The 20,784-nt window shown below is 63.4% G+C and carries 19 protein-coding genes; 14 read left to right on the top strand and 5 right to left on the bottom strand.

Annotated elements, in window-relative coordinates:
- Window positions 1–485: 485 nt before the first annotated feature.
- The 4 genes from VGL01_RS15735 to VGL01_RS15720 all read left to right on the top strand — a co-directional run bounded on the left by VGL01_RS15735 (window position 486) and on the right by VGL01_RS15720 (window position 5,232).
- A complete protein-coding gene (locus VGL01_RS15735) occupies window positions 486–1,190 on the top strand; it encodes a 2Fe-2S iron-sulfur cluster-binding protein (protein WP_331570881.1) in 705 nt (234 codons plus the stop codon).
- A gap of 22 nt (window positions 1,191–1,212) precedes the next feature.
- Window positions 1,213–2,229 (top strand): xanthine dehydrogenase family protein subunit M, encoded by a 1,017-nt coding sequence (locus VGL01_RS15730; protein WP_331570879.1) that lies wholly within the window; start codon window positions 1,213–1,215, stop codon window positions 2,227–2,229.
- On the top strand, window positions 2,226–4,448 hold the full coding sequence (locus VGL01_RS15725) for a xanthine dehydrogenase family protein molybdopterin-binding subunit (protein ID WP_331570877.1): 2,223 nt from the start codon (window positions 2,226–2,228) through the stop codon (window positions 4,446–4,448). The genes VGL01_RS15730 and VGL01_RS15725 overlap by 4 nt, the downstream gene beginning before the upstream one ends.
- A gap of 196 nt (window positions 4,449–4,644) precedes the next feature.
- Complete coding sequence (locus VGL01_RS15720; protein ID WP_331570876.1) at window positions 4,645–5,232, top strand: nucleotidyltransferase family protein; 588 nt, start codon at window positions 4,645–4,647, stop codon at window positions 5,230–5,232.
- Window positions 5,233–5,264: 32 nt separating this feature from the next.
- On the opposite strand, the gene VGL01_RS15715 is transcribed toward VGL01_RS15720, so the two are convergent.
- Window positions 5,265–6,284 (bottom strand): NAD(P)-dependent alcohol dehydrogenase, encoded by a 1,020-nt coding sequence (locus VGL01_RS15715; protein WP_331570875.1) that lies wholly within the window; start codon window positions 6,282–6,284, stop codon window positions 5,265–5,267.
- A gap of 125 nt (window positions 6,285–6,409) precedes the next feature.
- Here VGL01_RS15715 and VGL01_RS15710 point away from each other — a divergent pair, with 125 nt between their 5' ends.
- From VGL01_RS15710 to VGL01_RS15685, 6 genes are all read left to right on the top strand, one after another.
- On the top strand, window positions 6,410–7,438 hold the full coding sequence (locus VGL01_RS15710) for a LysR family transcriptional regulator (RefSeq protein ID WP_331570874.1): 1,029 nt from the start codon (window positions 6,410–6,412) through the stop codon (window positions 7,436–7,438).
- 69 nt (window positions 7,439–7,507) lie between these two features.
- Complete coding sequence (locus VGL01_RS15705) at window positions 7,508–7,660, top strand: hypothetical protein (RefSeq protein ID WP_173255593.1); 153 nt, start codon at window positions 7,508–7,510, stop codon at window positions 7,658–7,660.
- 229 nt (window positions 7,661–7,889) lie between these two features.
- A complete protein-coding gene (locus tag VGL01_RS15700; protein ID WP_331570873.1) occupies window positions 7,890–9,431 on the top strand; it encodes a methyl-accepting chemotaxis protein in 1,542 nt (513 codons plus the stop codon).
- Window positions 9,432–9,743: 312 nt separating this feature from the next.
- Window positions 9,744–11,450, top strand: a complete 1,707-nt coding sequence (locus VGL01_RS15695) for a penicillin-binding protein 2 (protein WP_331570870.1) — start codon at window positions 9,744–9,746, stop codon at window positions 11,448–11,450.
- 488 nt (window positions 11,451–11,938) lie between these two features.
- Window positions 11,939–12,442, top strand: a complete 504-nt coding sequence (locus tag VGL01_RS15690) for a hypothetical protein (protein ID WP_331570868.1) — start codon at window positions 11,939–11,941, stop codon at window positions 12,440–12,442.
- Between the two features lie 386 nt (window positions 12,443–12,828).
- Entirely contained in the window at window positions 12,829–13,083 is a 255-nt protein-coding gene (locus VGL01_RS15685) for a hypothetical protein (protein ID WP_331570866.1), read from the top strand.
- 29 nt (window positions 13,084–13,112) lie between these two features.
- On the opposite strand, the gene VGL01_RS15680 is transcribed toward VGL01_RS15685, so the two are convergent.
- Together VGL01_RS15680 and VGL01_RS15675 are read right to left on the bottom strand one after the other, a co-directional pair.
- Entirely contained in the window at window positions 13,113–14,405 is a 1,293-nt protein-coding gene (locus VGL01_RS15680; RefSeq protein WP_331570864.1) for a divalent metal cation transporter, read from the bottom strand.
- 111 nt (window positions 14,406–14,516) lie between these two features.
- The gene (locus VGL01_RS15675; RefSeq protein WP_331570883.1) at window positions 14,517–15,452 is read right to left on the bottom strand and encodes a LysR family transcriptional regulator; all 936 of its coding nucleotides are present in this window, start codon (window positions 15,450–15,452) and stop codon (window positions 14,517–14,519) included.
- Between the two features lie 219 nt (window positions 15,453–15,671).
- On the opposite strand from VGL01_RS15675, the gene VGL01_RS15670 reads away from it, so the two are divergent.
- Both VGL01_RS15670 and VGL01_RS15665 read left to right on the top strand, forming a co-directional pair.
- Window positions 15,672–16,538, top strand: a complete 867-nt coding sequence (locus VGL01_RS15670; RefSeq protein ID WP_331570862.1) for an NmrA family NAD(P)-binding protein — start codon at window positions 15,672–15,674, stop codon at window positions 16,536–16,538.
- 99 nt (window positions 16,539–16,637) lie between these two features.
- The gene (locus VGL01_RS15665) at window positions 16,638–17,174 is read left to right on the top strand and encodes a GNAT family protein (protein ID WP_331570860.1); all 537 of its coding nucleotides are present in this window, start codon (window positions 16,638–16,640) and stop codon (window positions 17,172–17,174) included.
- Window positions 17,175–17,291: 117 nt separating this feature from the next.
- On the opposite strand, the gene VGL01_RS15660 is transcribed toward VGL01_RS15665, so the two are convergent.
- Window positions 17,292–17,657, bottom strand: a complete 366-nt coding sequence (locus tag VGL01_RS15660; protein WP_331570858.1) for a YunG family protein — start codon at window positions 17,655–17,657, stop codon at window positions 17,292–17,294.
- Window positions 17,658–18,248, bottom strand: coding sequence for a peroxiredoxin (locus VGL01_RS15655; protein ID WP_331570856.1), 591 nt, complete (start codon window positions 18,246–18,248; stop codon window positions 17,658–17,660).
- A 365-nt stretch (window positions 18,249–18,613) separates the two neighbouring features.
- Here VGL01_RS15655 and VGL01_RS15650 point away from each other — a divergent pair, with 365 nt between their 5' ends.
- Both VGL01_RS15650 and VGL01_RS15645 read left to right on the top strand, forming a co-directional pair.
- Window positions 18,614–19,168: a hypothetical protein gene (locus VGL01_RS15650; protein ID WP_331570853.1), complete on the top strand. Its 555-nt coding sequence runs from the start codon at window positions 18,614–18,616 to the stop codon at window positions 19,166–19,168.
- Between the two features lie 1,218 nt (window positions 19,169–20,386).
- The coding region (locus VGL01_RS15645; protein ID WP_331570851.1) for a hypothetical protein at window positions 20,387–20,784 on the top strand (398 nt) is incomplete at its 3' end.

The following is a 20,784-nucleotide window of genomic DNA, read 5'->3' as shown; positions in this document are numbered from 1 at the left end:
CGTTGGCCGGTGGGCGACGAAATATCGTCGCCGGCAATACCGGAGCGGCATCTCGATAGAGAGAGTCCCATGCTGAGTTCCGACGGTGTTCCATCGCGTTCAAAGATCCAATACATTGAACGGTCCGGACGACCTGCGCGCAAAGCGCGGCGAAAACGATCGCCTGCGCGCGAACGCCTGCGGCGCTCGCGCGCGGCATAGGCGCGCTCCGGACCACGCGCGTCGCAAACGACGCTGCCCTTCGCCGGCAGGCTGACCGACGCATAGCCGCTCAGCAATTTTTCGAGCACTTGCTATAACAGTGGAAATCAGTCGCGCGCCGCACTTACGCCCTTCGCTATCGGGCATTGGCTTTGCTGCACACCCGCTGGCCGACACCGTGCGGGCGCGATACGCGCACACCTCTTACACGCGCGTTTCAGCCTGCTTACCGGAGCCCATTGACTGCTATGTCGAAGCCCACCGCTGCTCCACCATCGTCCACCATGACGGATCCATCCGCCACGGCGGCGACGCATGCGGCGCTCCCCAATACGGCGCGCCGCCGCTTTCTACAAACAGCCGCCGCCGCGGCAGCGGCTGGTGCCGCGCCGCGACTGCACGCGGAGGATGCCGTCATGGCGCAACCCCCTACTCCCGCATCGGACACGACACCGCAACGCAGCGCGCTCACACAGCCCGTCGAATTGACGATCAACGGCCACCCCTATCTGCTGCAACTCGAACCGCGCGTCACACTGCTCGATGCACTGCGCGAATATGTGGGACTCACCGGCACGAAAAAGGGCTGCGACCGCGGACAGTGCGGCGCCTGCACGGTACTGGCCGGCGGCAGGCGTATCAATGCGTGTCTGGCGCTTGCCGTCATGCACGACGGCGAAGCGATCACGACAGTCGAGGGGCTCGCATCGGGCGAGACGCTGAGCCCGCTCCAACAAGCGTTCATCGAACACGACGCGTTTCAGTGCGGATATTGCACGCCGGGTCAATTGTGCTCGGCAACGGCGTTGCTCGATGAATTCAAAGCGGGCAATGCGAGCGCGGCAACGCGCGACGTCCGCACGCGCCCCGCGGAACTCACCGCGCCGGAAATTCGCGAACGCATGAGCGGCAATATTTGTCGCTGCGGCGCCTATCCGAACATCGTGGCGGCAATCGCCGCTGTGCACACCGGCCGACGCACCAGTTGAGTGCGTCTGCGAGGGAGATTCGATGGAAGCCATTTCGTACGAACGGGCATCCGACGTTGCAACGGCGCTGCGCGCAATCCGCGAACCCGGCGCGGTATTCATCGGCGGCGGCACCAATCTCGTCGACCTCATGAAGGGCGGCGTGCAAAGGCCCCTGAAGCTTGTCGATATCACCCACATCGGCGCCGGGCTCGACACCATCGGCACGCTGCCCGATGGCGGCCTGCGCATCGGCGCGCTGGTGCGCAATAGCGATGCGGCCAATCACGCGCTCGTGCGCGAGGGCTATCCGCTGTTGACTGAAGCGTTGTTGGCCGGCGCTTCGGCGCAGTTGCGCAATATGGCCACAGTCGGCGGCAATCTAATGCAGCGAACGCGTTGTCCCTACTTCTACGACACCGCGTTTCCCTCATGCAACAAGCGTCTGCCGGGCAGTGGCTGCAGCGCGATCGATGGCCGTAACCGGGGTCACGCGATTCTTGGCGCGAGCCCACAATGCATCGCCGTCAATCCCTCGGACATGAGCGTGGCGCTGGCCGCGCTCGATGCCACCGTGCGCGTCGCGGGGCAAGACGGGGAGCGCTTGATACCGATCTCCGAATTTCATCGGCTGCCGGGGGACCGGCCCGACATCGACACGACGCTGCGCCCGGACGAGCTGATCACCGCGGTCGAACTGCCACCGCCCGCATTCACGCAGCATGCGTACTACCTGAAGGTGCGCGACCGCGCCAGTTACGCATTCGCGCTCGTCTCGGTGGCCGCCGGCTTACGACTCGATGGCAAGACGGTATCCACCGCGCACATCGCGCTGGGCGGCGTGGCGCACAAGCCTTGGCGTGCGACGATCGCCGAACGGATGCTGACGGGCCGGCCATTGTCCGATGCGACGTTGCGCGAAGCGGCGGCGGCCGAGTTACGCGCAGCCCATCCGCAGCGCGAGAACCGCTTCAAGGTCGCACTTGCCGAACGCTCGATCGTGCGCGCGGTCGAGCTCGCAGCGCGCGGCGACACCGGCCGCACGGGAGCCACGACATGAACATCATCGGTCAACCGCTCGATCGCACCGACGGCGTGCTCAAGGTCACGGGCCAAGCTCAGTACGCCGCGGAATTTCCGGCCGGCCGGCTCGCGCACGCGGTGCTCGTCACGAGCACGGTCGCGTGCGGCTCGGTCGCATCGATCGATTCGAGCTACGCCCGTACCCTGCCCGGCGTCCTCCACGTGATGACGTCGCAAAACGCGCCGCGTCTACCCGGCAATGGACAGCCGAAGGTTTCGCCGCCTGAGCTGCGGCGACTTTCGCTGTTGCAAGACAACGAAGTCCACTATGACAACGAGCCCATCGCCGTAGTCGTTGCCGATACGCTCGAACATGCCGTGCATGCGGCAGATCAACTGCGCGTCACGTACCGGACATCGCCTGCCTCGCTCGACTTCGCGCAGGGCAAATCGACGGGACACCCGCCCGCCTCGATGATCGGCGGCCCGGCGGACACGCAAATCGGCGATTTCGACGCCGGGCTCAAGGCCGGCAGGGTGCATGTCGATGCCGTCTATACGACGCCGATGGAGCATCACAATCCAATGGAACCGCATGCCGTGCTCGCCTCGTGGGATGGGCCGCGACTCACGCTCTACGACACGACGCAAGGCGTCGCCAATGCGCAGCATGCCGTCGCCACGACGCTCGGCATACCGCCCGATCAGGTGCACATCATTTCGCCGTTCGTCGGCGGCGGTTTCGGTTGCAAGGGCTCGGTCTGGTCGCACGTGGTGCTCTGCGCGATGGCGGCACGCGAGGTGGGGCGCCCCGTGCGTCTCGCGCTCACGCGCCCTCAGATGTTCGGGCCCGTAGGCGGCAGGCCGCGCACCGAGCAGCACATCGTTGCGGCGGCGCGCGCCGACGGCACGCTGACCGCGCTGCGCCACGATACGTTCGCGAATACCTCGAAGATCGAGGATTGGACCGAGACCAGCGGCGTCGTGACGCGCATGCTCTACAACGTGCCGAATCTCGCCACGACGCACCGTCTCGTGCCGCTGAACGTCGGCACCCCGACCTTCATGCGCGCGCCTGGCGAGGCAACCGGTTCGTTCGCGCTCGAGTGTGCGATGGACGAGCTCGCCTATGCGCTCGACATGGACCCCATCGAGCTGCGACTCAAGAACTATGCGGAAGTCTCCGCGCACGAGCACAAGCCCTGGTCCAGCAAGCAGTTGCGCGAATGCTACCGGCTCGGGGCCGAGCGCTTCGCTTGGGCTCGACGGCCCCGCAGGCCTCGCACGATGCACGCGGGCGATACGCTGATCGGCATGGGCATGGCGACGGCGACGTATCCGGCGCGACGCAGCGAGGCCTCGGCCACGGCGCAAATTCTGCCGGACGGTACCGCGAACGTCGTATCCGGCACGCAGGACATCGGCACCGGTACCTATACGGTCATGACCCAGGTGGCGGCGGACGCACTCGGCTTTCCGGTTGACCGCGTGCGTTTCGGCCTCGGCGATTCGACGCTGCCGCGCGCACCCGTGTCGGGCGGCTCGCAATCGGTCGCGAGCGTCGCACCGGCCGTGCACGAAGCCGCAAGTGCGGCACGCGCGCGATTGATCGAGCTCGCGCGCGCAGACCGCGATTCGCCGCTTTACGGCGTTGCGGCGGAGGAACTGACGGTCGTCGACGGCTGGGTGGTCAATCGCGCGCGGCCCACGCAGCGCGACCCCGCCGCCGCACTGATTGCTCGCGCCGGATCGCGGCCGATCGAAGCCACCGCGACGGCCCGCAGCGGCGATGAGCGCGAGCACTTCGCTTTCGATTCGTTCGGCGCCGTATTCGTCGAAGCGCATGTCGATGCATCGCTCGGCACGATTCGCGTGCCCAGAGTCGTCGCCGTGTACGACGTAGGCCGGCTGCTCAACGCTAAAACCGGCCGCTCGCAACTGATCGGCGGCATCGTCTGGGGCATCGGCGCCGCGCTCGAAGAAGAGAGCGTGCTCGATACGCGTTACGGCCGTTTCGTCAACGCCAACCTGGCCGAGTATCACGTGCCGGTCAATGCCGATATCGGCACGATCGATGTGACGGTGCTCGATGTGCCCGATACGCGGTTCAATGCGCTCGGCGCACGCGGCATCGGCGAGATCGGCATCACCGGTGTGGCAGCGGCCGTCGCCAACGCCGTCTATAACGCGACGGGCGTGCGAGTACGCGACTTGCCGATCACGCTGGACAAAGTCCTCGCACCGGTGACGGCCTGAGTCCGACCGCGGCCCGGGCTCGGCGCGTTCGAGTTCGCGGCCGCACGAGTCGCTCGAGCGGGCGTCGCCAGACCGCGGCCTCGCGCTTGCCACGGTCGGTTGTCCCGGGTTTTGCCTCTGCCGCCCCTGCTACCACGGTTGCCGCGAGGTCTGCAGCCGCGCACAATCCAAGGTCACTTTGCCACCGGACCTGCCGATGACCTATGCCTCACTTGCCACCGGATTGCTGCTTGCGGCCGGGCGCGGCACGCGCTTCGATCCGCTGGGCCAGCAAAACAAGCTCCTCGCGCCGCTCGCCGATGGCACACCTGTCGCGCGCGCGGCCGCGCACACGCTGCTGACGGTATTGCCGCGCGTCATCGCTGTCGTGAGGCCCGGTGCGGAAGCGCTCGCGCATCTGCTCAACGAGGCCGGCTGCGAAGTCGTCTTTGCGATCGACGCCGAGCGCGGCATGGGCGCGAGCCTGGCCGCGGGCGTGCACGCGAGTGCCGATGCGGACGGATGGGTCGTCGCTTTGGCCGATATGCCCTGGATCTTGCCGGCGACCGTCGAGGCCGTGGCTCGCAAGCTCGGCGCAGGTGCGCCGATCGTCGCGCCGGTCTACGAGGGGCGCCGCGGACACCCGGTCGGGTTCGGCGCGGTCCACGGCAAAGCACTTGCCGCGCTCGACGGCGACACCGGCGCCCGCGCTTTGCTTGCATCGCCAGGGCTGACGACGATCGCGGTGGATGATCCCGGGGTGCTTGCCGATATCGATACCCCCGAGGACTTGCGCCGCCGATGACGCGCAAGGGCAAGCATCGCTTCGACGCTTGCTCAGCCGACCATTTTCACGACGACCTTGCCGAATGCGCCGCGTTCGAGATGTTGGAGCGCCTCGGGCAACTTATGGAACGAATAGGCGGTATCGACGACGGGTTCGATCTTCGTCGCGTCGACCGCCCGCACGAGGGCTTCGAGCGCGCGCCGGTGCCCGACACCGATACCTTGAATGACAGGCCGCGTCAGAAACGAAGGTACGCTCGGCAGCGTCATGCTGAGTTCGCCGAGCACGCCGATCAGCGAAATCCGTCCGCCTTGCCGTAGCGCGCGCAGCGACGCGCCGAGGTTGTCCCCTCCCGCGAGCTCGAAGACATGATCGGCTCCGCGCCCGCCGGTCAGCTCGCGTACGAGTTCGTCCCAACGGGGATGCTCCAACCGGTCGATGGCGTGCGTCGCGCCGAGCGCGAGGGCGCGCGCCAGTTTGTCGCGGCTGCTCGAGGTCACAATGACCTCGGCGCCGTGCGCTCGCGCGAGTTGCAGTCCGAACAGCGCGACACCGCCCGTCCCCTGCACCACCACCGTCTGGCCGGCGTGCAATGCGCCTTTTTCGACGAGCGCGAACCACGCCGTCAGGCCGGCGCACGGGAGCGTACTTGCCCGGACCGCATCGAGCGAGCGCGGCGCGTGCACCGCCCAATCTTCGTGTAGAACGATGTACTCCGCCAAGACGCCCGGCAGTTTGCCGCCGACGACACGGGCGTGCTCGGGCCAATCTCCATCGATCCAGCCCGCCCAGAACGTTCCGATCACCTCGTCGCCCTCGCGAAAACGCGTGACGTTCTCGCCGGCCGCGACGACCACGCCAGCCATATCGGAACCGGGCGTAAGCGGAAACGGCATCGAAGGCGCGCCATCTTCGCCCGCGATTACGCCAAGGTCGCGATAGTTGAGCGATACGGCACTCACTCGGACCAGAATTTCGTTCGCGGCCGGCGTAGGGACCGGACTTTCTTCGATGTTCAGGTGTTGCACACCCGGTTGCGCGACCACCCACTTCTGCATCATGCGACTCATACCGACTCCTCGTTACGTTGATGGAATGCGGCCAGCTTAGCGACGAATAACCGGAACTAGTGGTGGCATTTTTTCCGCTTGTTGTAGACTTTATGTAACCAATAGGACGTGTAACGAGGCTCACCATGACCGATCGTTTGGCGGGCATCGCCCCATTCGTGCATGCCGTGGAGGCAGGCAGCTTCGCGCTCGCCGCCGAGCGGCTGAATCTGACGCGCTCAGCGGTCGGCAAGAGCATCGCGCGGCTCGAGGAACGGCTCGGCACGCGGCTCTTTCAGCGCACCACACGCTCGCAGAGCCTCACTGAAGATGGCGCGGCGTTTTACTCGCACTGCGCGCGTGCGCTTGCCGAACTCGAAGCCGGCGAAACTTCGCTCGCGGCCGCTCGGCACGAACCGCAGGGGCGCCTGCACGTAGGCGTGCCGGTGTTGTTCGGGCGACGATGTGTCGCACCGCTGCTGCTCGAGATGGCAGCGCGCTATCCACGTCTGGAACTGCAAATAAGCTTTACCGATCGCATCGTCGATCTCGTCGACGAAGGTGTCGATCTCGTCGTGCGCAGCGGACGGCTTTCCGATGCGCCGGCCGACCTCGTCGCGCGCAAGCTCGGCGAGCAGACCATGGTGCTCGTTGCCGCCCCCGAATACCTGGCGCGGCATGGCACGCCGCGATGCGTCGCCGATCTGGCGCATCACCATGCAGTCGTCTATGCGAGCGGGCGCCGTGAAGCGCCGTGGCCTCTTTCCGACCAGGGCGGGACGATGCGTGAGATCACGATGAAGCAACGGCTGCGCTTCGACGATCTGGAGACCATCGCCGAGGCCGCGAAGGCGGCCGCCGGCATTGCTCGGCTGCCGTGCTGGTTGATCGCGGACGCATTGCGTTCCGGCGAACTCGTCAAACTGCTGACCGATACGCCCGGACCGCGCGTCGAAATGCATCTTGGGTGGCGCCGCACCCGCCACCTGCCCACGCGCATGCGCGTCGCCATCGATCTGCTGATGATGCGCGTGCCGCCGATGTTGACGATCGGAACCGAAGCGGAGCGAGACCGGGACCGGGACCGGGGCCGCATCGTCTCGAAGGCCGGTCGGCGTAGCGAGGCGCGCCAAGCCGGCAATGTGGGACGCAGGCTTCGCGCGAATAGCCTATAAAAGAGGAGGCGACGCCGCCGTTCATGCCTTCGGTTTTTCGTTCGACTTCCTCCTTTCTCGGGACCGCCCATGAGCTACTGGATGCACACCACACCGAATCCCGATCCGCTCGCCGATCCGACGCGCGACCCGGAGGGCGAACCGCTGGTTCCGCCACCCCCCGGCCATCACAACGACGAACCACAACGCCCGGAAGGTCCGCCCGACAAAGATCCGGTCTGAGGCATTGCCGTTCCCATTCTCTCGGAACGCGACGAGGGCGCGAACATGAATGAGTGTCGAGACACTCTCGCGCGCCCCTATCCGTCGTACCTATTGCGCTTGCCGCATCAGGGTTTCCCCGTCTGAATTGCACCAAAAAAGTGCCGATAAGACGGTCAGGCACGGCGTGCGCGGCCCAGGCACGTCACCGTGAACGACTCGACTGACCGGTGGGAACACAATGCGCAAGATGTCTTTGAATCAGAAGCTCGGCTCGATGGTGGCCGTGCTGTGGGTTGGACTGATCCTGATCGCCATCGCGGGGGTATGGCGCTACCACGAATCGCTGCTGCAGGACCGACGCGACCAGCTGAAATCGCTCGTCCAGCAAGGCGAGAGTGTCGCCAAGCATTACTACGAGTTGTCGCAGCAACACGTGATGACGGAAGAGGAGGCCAAGAAGCAAACGCTGGAGACGCTGAAGGTCATGCGCTACGGCGAGGACGGCTACTTCTCGATCAACGACTCGAAGTCCGTGATGCTGATGCATCCGATCAAGCCGCAACTGATCGGCAAGGACTTGTCGAACTTCACCGACCCGGCCGGCAATCACCTGTTCCTCGATATCGTGAAAGTCGGAAGCCAGGAAGGCGGCGGCTTTACGAACTATCTCTGGTCGAAGCCGGGCAGCGAAGAGCCCGTGCCGAAAACGTCGTATTCGCTGCGCTTCGCGCCGTGGGACATGTTCATCGTGACGGGGATGTACATGGACGACGTCAACGCCGCCTTCAAAGGCGCCATCATCCGATGGGCGCTGATCACGGGCGTGCTCGGCGCGCTGGCAACCATCGCCATGGTGGTCGTCTTGCGCAGCGTGCGCCGCGAACTCGGCGGCGAGCTCGAAATCGCGATCGCTACGGCACGGCGCATGGCGCAAGGCGATCTGACGGTTCGCGTGCCCGTCAGCGGCAACGACGACGAAAGCCTCATGGCCGCACTCGCGCAAATGCAGAAGGGTCTGGCCGATGCCGTCTCGCGCGTGCGTAGCGGCGCAGAGAACATCAATGTCGGCGCTAGCGAGATCGCGGCGGGCAACACCGATCTGTCGCAGCGCACCGAACAACAGGCCGCCGCACTCGTCCAGACCGCGTCGAGCATGGACCACATGACGGCCAACGTGAAACATAACGCGGATAGCGCGGCGCAGGCCGCGAACCTTGCGGAGCAGGCCGCCGATGTCGCGACGCGCGGCAGCAGCGTCGTCGACGATGTCGTCCGGACGATGAGCGAAATCACCTCGAGCTCGCAAAAGATCGGCGACATCATCGGCGTCATCGACGGCATTGCGTTCCAGACCAACATCCTCGCCCTCAATGCGGCGGTCGAAGCCGCGCGAGCGGGCGAGCAAGGCCGCGGCTTCGCCGTCGTCGCCTCGGAAGTACGCAGTCTCGCGCAGCGCTCGGCAACGGCCGCGAAAGAGATCAAGGCGCTCATCGAATCGTCGACGAATACGGTCGATCAAGGCGCGGCGCTCGTCGCGAATGCCGGCTCGACCATGAGCGAGATCGTGCAGTCCGTGCGGCGCGTCAACGAAATTCTCGAGGAAATCAGCCACGCGTCGCGCGAGCAGAGCGCGGGCATCGAGCAGGTCAATCGCGCGGTGGGCGAAATGGATAAGGTGACCCAGCAAAACGCGGCGCTCGTCGAAGAGGCAGCCGCTGCCGCGCAGTCGCTGAGGGATCAGGCCGCGGTGTTGCGCGAAGCCATCTCCGGATTTGCGCTGCCGGCCTGAGGCAACGCTCGCTTCTTTGCCTGGCTGGTTTTAGCTGTGGCCGCCGCATTCGCGGCGGCCTTTTCATTGGCAGGCTCGGTTCCTTCGTTCCCCGTTCCCCTTCCCGTTCCCGTTCCCGTTCCCGTTCTCGTTCTCGCTAGGCGTCATCTTCGCCGTCCGCGCCTGCGCGGCTGCATGCCCCGTTGCCCCAATGCCTTACATTTAGCCTACAATGCCTGGGCGTCGCGGAGCTGGCAATGCCTTGGTGCTGCCTCGCTCCGTATTTGTCTGTGACGGTTTCCCCCGTCTCGCTCATCGCATGCCATTTCCCCGATGCCCCTGCTCCGCAAACGTCATGTGCCTTATGTATCGATGGAGAGAAACGCCGTACTCGTCCCGCGTCTGCCGGCATGGCGCTCGTCGGTGGTCGTCGCGCTGCTGACGGTAGGCTTCGCCACGCTCGCGGGGCGGGCGCTGTGGGTACAGATCGTCGAGCATGAATTCCACGTCGCTCAGGGCGAGAAGCGTCATCGCATCACGGTCGAGTCGCCGGGCATGCGCGGACCGATCGTCGATCGTCATGGCGCCCTGCTCGCCGTGAGCCTGACGACCTACGAGATCTGGGCCGAGCCGCGGCGCATGGGCAGCCCTGATCGCGCAAAGCTGGCTCGGGCACTCGGCATTGCTGCCGCTGAACTCGAGCGCCGGCTTTCGACGGAGCGCGCTTACGTGCTGCTCAAGCGTCACGTCGACGCGACGACCGCCCAGGAAATCGACGAACTCGCCATCCCCGGCATTACACGTGTCAGCGCATCGAAACGGTTCTACCCCGAGGGCGAATCGGTCGCGCACGTCGTCGGGTTCACGGATATCGACGATGCAGGGCAGGAAGGCATCGAATTAGCGGCCGATGCCATGCTTGCCGGCGAAACCGGCTCGCGCGACGTCATCCGCGACCGTCTCGGGCGCATCGTTTCAGAACTCGGTACACCCGTGCAACCGCGCAACGGCGGTACGGTTCGCCTGACTATCGATCGCCGCATTCAGCAGCTCGCCTACACCCAACTAAAAGCCGCACTGACCAAGCACAATGCGCAAGCCGGCAGCGCCGTGGTGCTCGATGCGCAAAGCGGCGAGATTCTCGCACTGGCCAACGCGCCGAGCTTCGATCCGAACCGCCAGATGCACCGCGCGGGTTCAGCGCTGCGCAATCGCGCGTTGACCGATACGTTCGAGCCCGGCTCGACTGTGAAGCCGCTCGTCGTCGCGCTCGCGATGGATACGGGGCTCGCGCAGCCGGACACGCTCGTTCATACCGGGCCCGGTTATTACACGATTGGCCCGAACACGATTCACGATACGTCGAATCATGGAACCATCACCGTCGCGCAAGCGGTTTCCAAGTCGAGCAACATCGCGTTGGCGAAGCTCGCGCTGAACCTGCCGGCCGAGCGGATATGGACCATGTACCGCGACTATGGCATCGGCTACCAACCGCCGCTGCCTTTTCCCGGGGTGGCCGCGGGCAAGCTGCGGCCGTGGCAGCGCTGGCGGCCTGTCGAGCAGGCGACGATGGGCTACGGGTATGGTCTATCCACTTCCCTATTGCAGATCGCCCAAGCCTATACGGCATTTGCCGGCGATGGCATGTTGCAGCCGGCGCGGCTGGTCGTCGCGGAGGACGACGGCACGGGAGCCACATCCGGCGCCGCGGAAAAACGCCGCGTGACGACATCGGCCAGCGCGGCGGCCATTCGCGAGATGCTCGAAGCTGCCGCACGCACCGCACGGGTCGAGGGCTATCGGGTGGGCGGCAAGACGGGCACCGCATGGAAGCATATGGGGACTTCGTATGCGAAGGGCAAGTATCGTTCGCTCTTCGTGGGGCTGGCGCCCATTCACGCACCGCGTGTTATCGTCGCGGTCATGATCGACGAACCGTCGCGCGGCGCCTATTACGGCGGAGCGGTGGCTGCGCCGGTGTTTGCGTCGATTGCGGGTGGGGTGTTGCAGTTGTTGGGGGTGCCGCCTGACGCGTAGCGGGTCGACCAACAACGCCTTTCGGACGAACCGAACGGACGACGGGAAGAACCATTGATTCTAGATAAACAAAGACAGCAATGCTCGCCACAACATCGCCGTTATCGGAAAAATCAAAAGCCATTAAAAAAGTAAGTTTCTGTAACGCAACTGACCTATATTAACACCGAGCGACTGAAAATCGCTCGACAATCCTAATTAGGAGACCATCACCTCAGAACATTTCACTGCGCCGCGCGTCAACGCTCACGCCCAGCAGTACTTCACTCGTGCCCCGCTACCTAGAAGCCGGCAATGTACGATATTAATCTGCGCGTTCGAATTTAAATATTCCAATAATATTTTCGCCAGTTCGCCGCGCCGCATCTCCGGTCACATCGCTTATAAATCGCCGACCGGTTTTTATTAATATTAAAAAACTGGACCACCATTCTCCACGCTTCTCGGCCATTTCTCGAGAGACGACGATGATTGTCTTGGAGACAAATATGAAGAATCTAGCTTTGATTACGTTGGCTGCCCTACTGGTCGCTCCTGCGGCTTGGGCCGAAACGAATCCCGCCAACGGGCCCAGCGGAGCGCATTTTGCAACTGCCGAACCGGTATGCACCGTGGACCAGGCGACCCAGGACGTCAGCTGTACCGGCGCCACCATCGGGGGAGTCGGCCACACTAATGCGACAGCGACTCTGTCGGCGACCTACTCGGGCACCGTGCAGTGCACTAACCATGGCGGCCAGGTCGTCGACGTGAAGACGCAAACCACGGATGCCACTTCATCGGGAAAACTGACAGCTTCCAGGAACGGGCAACTGGTAGTGCCGCCGCTCGGTGCGACGGCACCGACCACCCAGGACTTACAAGCCTCTGCCACCTGCCCCAACGGGAACTGGACCAAGCAGGTGATAGCCGGCCCAACCCTGGCGAATTTCGTGTATACGATCACCTTCGCGGGCTTCAGCGGGCCTTATTTCAGTCTCACCGGGCCCTGATCGACTTGGCATTCAGGCTTCAGCACTTGGACTGATGCATGGCAACGCGACGCTCGCGAGAGCGTCCTAGATCATCGGGGATGGACGGGCGTGCCGGCATCCGCTGGCACGTCTGCAATCGGTGGCGGCACCGCCATTTCGTACGGTGTCGCGCCTGCTTTTTCTGGATCGTCGGATGCGTGGCCATGCGACAAGACGTTCACCTCGATTGCGGCGTGTTGTATGTCCCACATGTACCGCGCCATTTTTTGCGTACAGGTCGAATGCTGTTGTTCAGTCTGCTGCTTACGGGATGTGGCGGAGGGGGTGCGGATTCCACCCCGACACCGAGCACCCTCGCCGCGCAAAGCACGTCGCCAGGGGAAGAGAAATCGGCACCTTCGGCCATGAATGACGAAGCTGCCGTACCGTCGGTAGAGTCTCCCAGTTTTGTGCAGCTTAGCGCGCTACCGCACATGTCATCGCTGTCCGACCGTGAGAAAGCGGGGTTGCTCATGCTGTTGCCCTCCAAGTCGCCTGCGCAACGGCTGGCATTGATCAACATGTATCCGAGTCTGGTCAAGCTGCCGGAGCAGCAAAAGGAGCTGTTGCTGGACCAACTGGAAAAAATCGTCCCGGTCACGGTCAGTCAGCGTCAATGACCGCTTTCCGGTGAGCGGACATTGTGTCTCTATCGGCCCATGAACCAAAACATGGCGAGCGCTGCCGTTGCCATGGCGATCGTTGCAATCCAGCCTGTAACGCGCAGACGCAACGGAATCACGAAGTTCCCCATGACCTTCGGATTCACCGCCATGAACATGATCAGTGCCATGATCGGCACGGACACCACGCCATTGATTACAGCGCTCCAATAAAGCGCCTTGACCGGATCGATCCGTGTAAAGCCCATTGCGAGACCGATGAGGGTCGACAGTACGATGATGGCGTAAAAGCGTTTCGCCAACCGGGGTTTCAGGGCCAGGCTATTGCGCCACTTGAACGTACCCGCCATCGCATAAGCGGCCGATCCGGCGAGTACCGGAAGGGCCAACAGGCCGGTACCGACGATTCCCAGGCTGAACAGGGTGAACGCGAACCGGCCTGCGATGGGCTTGAGGGCGACAGCGGCCTGCGCCGACGTCTGGATGTCAGTCACGCCGTGCGCGTGCAGGGTGGCAGCGGTCGTCAGGATGATGAAAAAGGCGACGATATTCGAAACCCCCATCCCGATCCAGGTGTCCATGCGGATGCGACGCAAGCTGGCCGGCCCCTGCCCCGGCGCATCCTTGAGCGCACGCTGGCCCGCTTGGCCCCGCATCTCTTCGACCTCCTGCGAAGCCTGCCAGAAGAACAGGTACGGGCTGATAGTCGTACCGAGCACCGCGACTATCGTAGTGAGGTAATCGCGCTTCCATGACAGTTGGGGAGCCAGAGTCCGAATCACCACCGTCTGCCATGGGATTTGAACGACGAATACCGTGGCTACGTAAGCGAATAAAGCGAGCGTGAGCCACTTCAGGACGCGAACATAGCTGCGATAGGGCACGAAGACCTGCAGCACGACGGACAACACGCCCAGCGCAACGGTGTACACGTGGGTTGGACCGCCGACCACGAGATTCAATGCCGCCCCCATCGCGCCAAGGTCAGCGGCAATGTTGATCGTATTGGCGACCAGGAGCAGAAGGACCGAGCCATAGAGCAGCCATGCGGAATAGTGACGCCTGATATTGGTTGCGAGGCCATGACCACTTACCCGTCCCAGGCGAGCGCTAATGACTTGGATCGCCACCATCAGCGGATAGGTGATGATGGCGATCCACAGCATGTTGAAGCCGAACTGCGCTCCCGCCTGCGAGTATGTCGCAATGCCGCTCGGGTCGTCGTCCGCGGCGCCGGTCACGAGCCCGGGGCCCAGCTTTTCCAGCCACGACGTCACTTCGGGATCCGGCTTGTCCGACTGGTCGATGTCGATGTCCATGTTCGCCTCTGTAGGCAACAGTGATCCGGCAGCGAGCGATGCGTGGCGCTGGTGCTCCGATGGATGAGCTTTCCATCGGGAATCGGGAATGACTCACTAGGTCCAAGCAATCTACAAACCAGGCCCCGGCGCGACGCGATCGCCCATCAGTTCGACAATGAAGTCGACAAAAGCTCGGGTCTTTGCCGGTACGTGATGCCGCGATGGGTAGTAGACGTACAAGGGAAACCGCTCGTCTGCCCATTCGGGAAAGAGATTGATCAGTCGGCCGTCGGCAAGCAGGGGCTCCGCACCGAGCAGCAACATCTGCGCAATTCCGGAACCGGCGAGGCATGCGTTGAGCAGCGCACCAGGATCGTTGACCGTGAGGCGTCCCCGGGTGTCGACCACGATGCGTTTCCGCCGTCGATGGAATTCCCACGGGAACGGCTTGCCCGTCTCCGGGTTGCGAAATTCAAGGCATCTGTGGCTTCGGCTTTCAAGGTCCTCGGGTTTTGCCGGCCGTCCCCGGCGAGCCACGTACGAAGGCGCCGCGACCGTAACAACGCCGGTATCGAGCAGTTTTCTGGCGATCAGGGTAGACGGTCGGGGTTCGCCGAATCGCACGGCGAGATCGAAGCCATCCATGACCAAGTCGCCAAGATTGTCTCGCGCGATGAGCTCGATTTCGAGTTCGGGGTGAGCGTCCATCAACGCATCCAGTCGTTGCCCAAGAATGGTCCGGTAAACGACGGGATCCAGATTGATTCTCAACTTCCCACGCACAGCGGAGGTGCCACCCGCCGCGGCAGCGGCTGCTTCCTCCAGCCCGGCGAGATGGGGCATGACCTGCTCGTAAAAACGGCGGCCCTCTTCGGTCAGCGAAATGGAGCGCGTCGTTCGGTTGAAAAGGCGGATATTCAGCCTTTTTTCCAGCCGCGCAATTGCCCGGCTGACGCCCGGTGGCGTCATTCCTATTGCTTCCGAAGCGGCCGCAAACGTCCCCGCATCCACCACGGCGGCGAACACGCTGATGCTGCCGGAGAGCTTCTCGCTAATGGATCTCATGGGTGCTCGAGTAAAGGCCGGTGGCAGATCGCGACCGACCAACCGAAGGGCAATGCGCCAACGCTGCACCGTAGAGCGGCGCTGGGCATCTATGTCGAGCATGCCTCATTGATGACTTGTTGTCACTTATCTGATGCCATCCATGTCATTTTGTTTCGTTCGGAGTTTGACCAGAATGCGTCTCACCGAGACATCGGGTCCCCTCATGGAGAAGAGCAAATGTATGCAATAACAGGAATCACCGGCAAGGTCGGCGGCGCACTGGCCCGTGAGCTGCTGGCCGTCGGTCAGCCCGTGCGTGCCGTCGTGCGCGACGTGACGCGGGCAGCGTCGTGGGCGCAGCGCGGTTGCGAGATTGCGACGGCCTCCATGGAAGACGCTTCATCGCTCGCCGCCGCGTTCGACGGCGCGACGGGCGTTTTCATTCTGCCGCCTCCGGAGTTCGATCCGGAGCCTGGGTTCCCTGAAGCGCGGAAGGTGATCGAGGCTGTGGCTGCCGCGCTTCTGACGGCTCGACCTGGAAAGGTCGTTTGCCTGTCGACGATCGGCGCGCACGCTGATGGGCTCAATCTGCTCACTCAACGCACGCTGATGGAGCAGGCACTGCGCGAGATGCCGATGCCGGTGACGTTTCTGCGGCCAGCTTGGTTCATGGAGAACGCCGCATGGGATGTTGCATCCGCACGTGACCATGGCGTCATCGCCAGTTACCTGCAGCCGCTCGACAAGCCCGTGCCGATGGTCGCCACGGCGGATGTGGGCCGCGTTGCGGCCGAACTGCTTCGGCAGACGTGGCGCGGTGTGCGCGTCGTCGAGCTCGAAGGCCCGCGTCGGGCGAGTCCCAACGATCTGGCCTTGGCATTCGCCCGCGTGTTGGGCCGCAAGGTAGGCGCGGAAGTCGTCGAAAGGCAGACCTGGGAAACGCTGTTCATCGCGCAGGGCATGAAGCATCCCCTATCACGCATGCGCATGCTGGACGGATTCAATGAAGGCTGGATCGATTTCGAAGGCCGTCCCGACGAAATCATGCGCGGCCATGTCGAGCTGGAGACGGTCCTGAGGGAGCTTGTAGAACGTCCGGTTTGAAATATGACCGGGACGCTGCGTCACTATCGCGCGTGAATCGCGGGCCTATCGATCGCGGCCGAATAGAATAGGCGAACATAGAGCTCAGGGAGCTACAACGTGAAAATCGGTCATCCTCCCGATTCAGGGTACCCAGGCGTATCGCTTCGACAACTCGAACGCTCGGACATCGATGATTGGTACGCGTACCTGAAACTTCCGAACGTTTTCGGGCCAACGAGTTGGAACCTGAGCTCCCGCGACGATCTTATGCCGTTGTTCGATGAGCTCGAATCCGCTTCGGCCGTATCGGCGCGTCGTCTTTCAATCGTCAGCGATGCTAGCGGTGAGTTGGTCGGTACGATCGGTTTTCACACCATCTCCGAGCTAAACCGGACGGCCGAGATCGCGTATGACCTATCTCCTTCGAATTGGGGCCGAGGAATCGCTCGCGCTGTCTGTGGCAGCGTTGCGGCGTGGTCGTTCCAGGAATATGGGTTCGTCCGCGTTCAGGGTACCGTGTTGCAAGGGAACTCCCGTTCGGCGCGGGTACTCGAGAGTTGCCATTTCCGGTACGAAGGCCTCCTCCGCTCGTACCGCATGGTTCGTGGTGTACCAAGTGACTTTGCTGTTTATTCACGTTTGGCAACGGACTAGTCGGTACCTGAGGAGAGCGACGTCGCCTTTCTCAGTACCGAGCGCCGAAACTCATCACGATCGCAGATCGGCCCGACGTAATGCTTGCCAGCGTCACGCCCGAACGCAATAGACGTTCTATCTGTTGTCCTTCAGCCTCGACGTTAGCAACGCATATTTTTCCGGCGAGGTATCCGCCAGCGCCGCTTCGCGAGTGCAAGGAGTGTCGTCGTACGGCACCGGTTCGGCGAACTGGCTCACCGTGAGATCCCACTTTTTCCCGTCGATCAGATTGTAGAAGTGAGTACCGCCCGAGGTACGCGTCGTGAGAATTTCCCCACCGAAATGGTCCTGCACGACGAGCGCGGTGACGCTGCAATGATTCTGCGCGGGATTCGATGGTGACCACGCATTGGTCGGGCTTGACGTGTCCGCCGACCACACGCGTGAGATGACTCGATACAGATCGAGGGGCGTCGCAAACGTCGTCGATGCGTCGGGCATTTAATTGTCCTCTTTCATTGCGGAAAATTTGTTGTTCAGCTCCAGCCACGCGAGCACTTCAGCCGCGTTCCGATGAGGCGGAAACACCGGATAAAAAACATGTTCGATCACGCCGTCGTTAATGACCATCGTCAAACGCTTCAACAGTGTCATGCCCATGGCGGTGAAGGTCGGCAGCGAAAGGGCCCTCGTCAACAAGAGACGGTCGTCCGACAGTAGTGGGTAGCTCAGATGCAGACGCTCGACAGCCCCTCTTTGATCGGGCGTATGTTGCGTCGAGAGACCAAAGATATCGGTTGCGCCGGCTGCCTTCATTTCCGCCGCGTGATCGCGAAAGGCACACGACTGCGGCGTACATCCCGGGGCGCCGGGGATCGACAACCATCCATCGGGCACCGGCTCGTCCGGACGTTTTTTCCGGGGGTAGGCGTAAATAACGGCGCGGCCGGCGAGTCGACTCAGGTCGACCGCGTCTCCATCCGTCGAGTTCAACTCGATGCTGGGCATGCGCAGCCCCTTCAGGTGACTTGCTCCACCGTCGTCTATAGGTGCCGGCATCGTTGACCAATCGATGTTCATCGGATCTTTCACGTTTATCTCACTAGTTGAGCCGATGCTTGACGGGGCGATAACGAAAAAGCCCCGTCGTTGCCGGCGGGGCTTTTTCGCGCATATTGCTGAAAATTGCTAGCCTATGCACTTCCCCGACGGCAGTCCCATGTGGGCATGCGCATGATGGGGAGTCGCAATTGCAAAGGATGTGATGGCTTGCATGGGTAACGAGTGTGCCTTCAGTCTCGGAACTCGTCAACGAATGCATTATGTGGCGTTCGTGCTTAAAATCAGGTCCGCTCGCGACCACCGCTGAGCGCCCTGAGCCCCCTCTAACCATTCGAACAGCGCAGAGCGCGCATGCTGACATCCTTCAGTTGCTGCGTCGCCGGTTATCTCCCCCTATGAAACGCTTTCTGCTGCCAGCCGCCCTCTTCGCTGTTTCCGCCACGCTGCACGCCGCCGGCCTGCCGGCAAGCATCGCTGCCCAGTTGCCAACGGGCTACGAGCCGATGGTTTTCCGTGCAGGGCCGCTGATCGAAGGCGGCCGGCGAAGCTTGCTCGTTGTTGCTCACCGGCGCGACGACTCTGTGAGCAGCCCATCGCCTCGTCCACTGCTGATCTTCGAGGAACAGGCAAGCAATCGGTACCGGCTCTCCGCGCGCAACGATACGGTTGTGCTGCGCGCCAACGAGGGCGGCCAATGCGATCCGTTCGACAGCGACGACGGGCTCGCAGTCAAGGGCCGCTACTTTACGGTGCAAAACGGCGTCGCGTGCGGCGCACACTGGACCGACTTCATCACATTCCGCTACGACACCCAGCACCGCGCATGGCTCTTCGATAGCGAGATCGTCACATCGTCCGATCCGCTCAACGGCACGCCGGACAAAACCGACGTGATGCACACGGATCACGCGAAGCCGGTTGCGTTCGACACTTGGCGCCCAGCACGTTGAAGCGACGCGATGCATGAGCAGCGCTGCAGGATCGTGCATGCGAGTGCCCTGTCCGCGCTCTCACAATTCAATTCGGGTTCGGTCTGGCAGGCACAGCCAATGCTGACTTGCATCGTGTCGTCGCCCACTGTGGAGCATCGCTAAGGGCACGCCGGTCGGCGACTCGAGGCACCCGTCCAGATCGGCCACCAAAATGGCGAGCGTTTCCGCACCTCAAGGGCCTAGGATGGAAACCTCGTACACCGCTTCCATCGCTGCGGCGGAGCCAGGGGTTACGCAGATGCGGTCCCGCGGCTCATTCCGATGAGCACTCCGCAAGGAGACGGCATATGAACATAGTAAATGCAAGGATCAGACTAAGCGATCCGAAACCCGTCGCAATGTTCAGCCAAGCCGAGCGTTCGCATTCGGGTGCAGATAACCCTGATGCAGCGAGCAAGGCCGCACCGCCTGCGCGGGTCAAACGTCTTGCGCTTTACGTTGCGTCGGCGAGCGCATTGGCTGTCGGGCTCATGGGTCTCGTCGTGTACGGCGGTGACCAAGTGCTCGGGATCATCCGAGCCGCGTCGCGAGCGCAACATACGGCTTGGTCGGGTCAAATCGCACTACGATCATCGCCTCCCGCTCGCGCAGCCGCGGTTGCCAATCCTGAGGCCGCGCTCCCTGCGCCTTCCGCTCCGTCCGCTCCGTCCGCTCAACGCACCGAACCTACTTCCGATTCCGCTGAGCCGCCGTCGGTTACACGAGGGCGTAGTCAAGCAAGCGATGCCGCGACACAGAATCGCCATCATTCGGCGCCGCATGTGAGAGCAATCGCGCCGCATGCACCCGTGGTCACTCAATCCATACCGCCAACAAAACGAGCGTCTTCGTCCGATCGTGTCGCGAGATCATCGTCACCTCCTCGCCCCGGAACTGCAATTGACAGTGCGGAGTTCGACCCACCTGTGCCTGCCGCTTCGTTCGATCAACCCAGCGCACCTTCTCCGAATCCTCCTTTACTGAAGCTGGATCACGAACAGCTCGCAGGCGGTGACGACGCGGGCGGTTCGGGCACAGGCGGCTCGGATGCTGGCGCAGGCGGTCCGGGCGCTGGCGCAGCTGGTTTGGGTGCAGGTATGGGCGGTTCGGGCGCAGGTGGTCGAGGCGGAGTCGGTGCAGGCGTAGGCGGTACGGCTGCAGGTTCAGGCGGTACGGGCGCAGGTGCTGGCGGTACGGGTGCAGGTGCTGGCGGTATGGGCGCGGGTGCCGGCGGTACGGGTGCAGGTGCTGGCGGTACGGGTGCAGGTGCAGGCGGTACGGGCGCAGGCGCTGGCGGTACGGGTGCAGGTGCAGGCGGTACGGGCGCAGGCGCTGCAGGTGCTGGCGGTACAGGGGCTGGCGGTACAGGGGCTGGCGGTGCAGGTGCCGGCGGTGCCGGCGGTGCCGGTGCGGGCGGTGCCGGTGCGGGCGGTGCCGGTGCGGGCGGTGCCGGTGCGGGCGGTGCCGGTGCGGGCGGTGCAGGTGCAGGCGGTGCCGGTGCAGGCGGTGCCGGTGCAGGCGGTGCCGGTGCAGGCGGTGCCGGTGCAGGCGGTGCCGGTGCAGGCGGTGCCGGTGCAGGCGGTGCAGGTGCGGGC

Source organism: Trinickia sp. (genome assembly GCF_036503415.1).
Taxonomy (GTDB): Bacteria; Pseudomonadota; Gammaproteobacteria; order Burkholderiales; family Burkholderiaceae; genus Trinickia.
The sequence above is the reverse complement of the archived record's forward strand: the minus strand, read 5'-3'. Positions and strand labels throughout refer to the sequence as shown.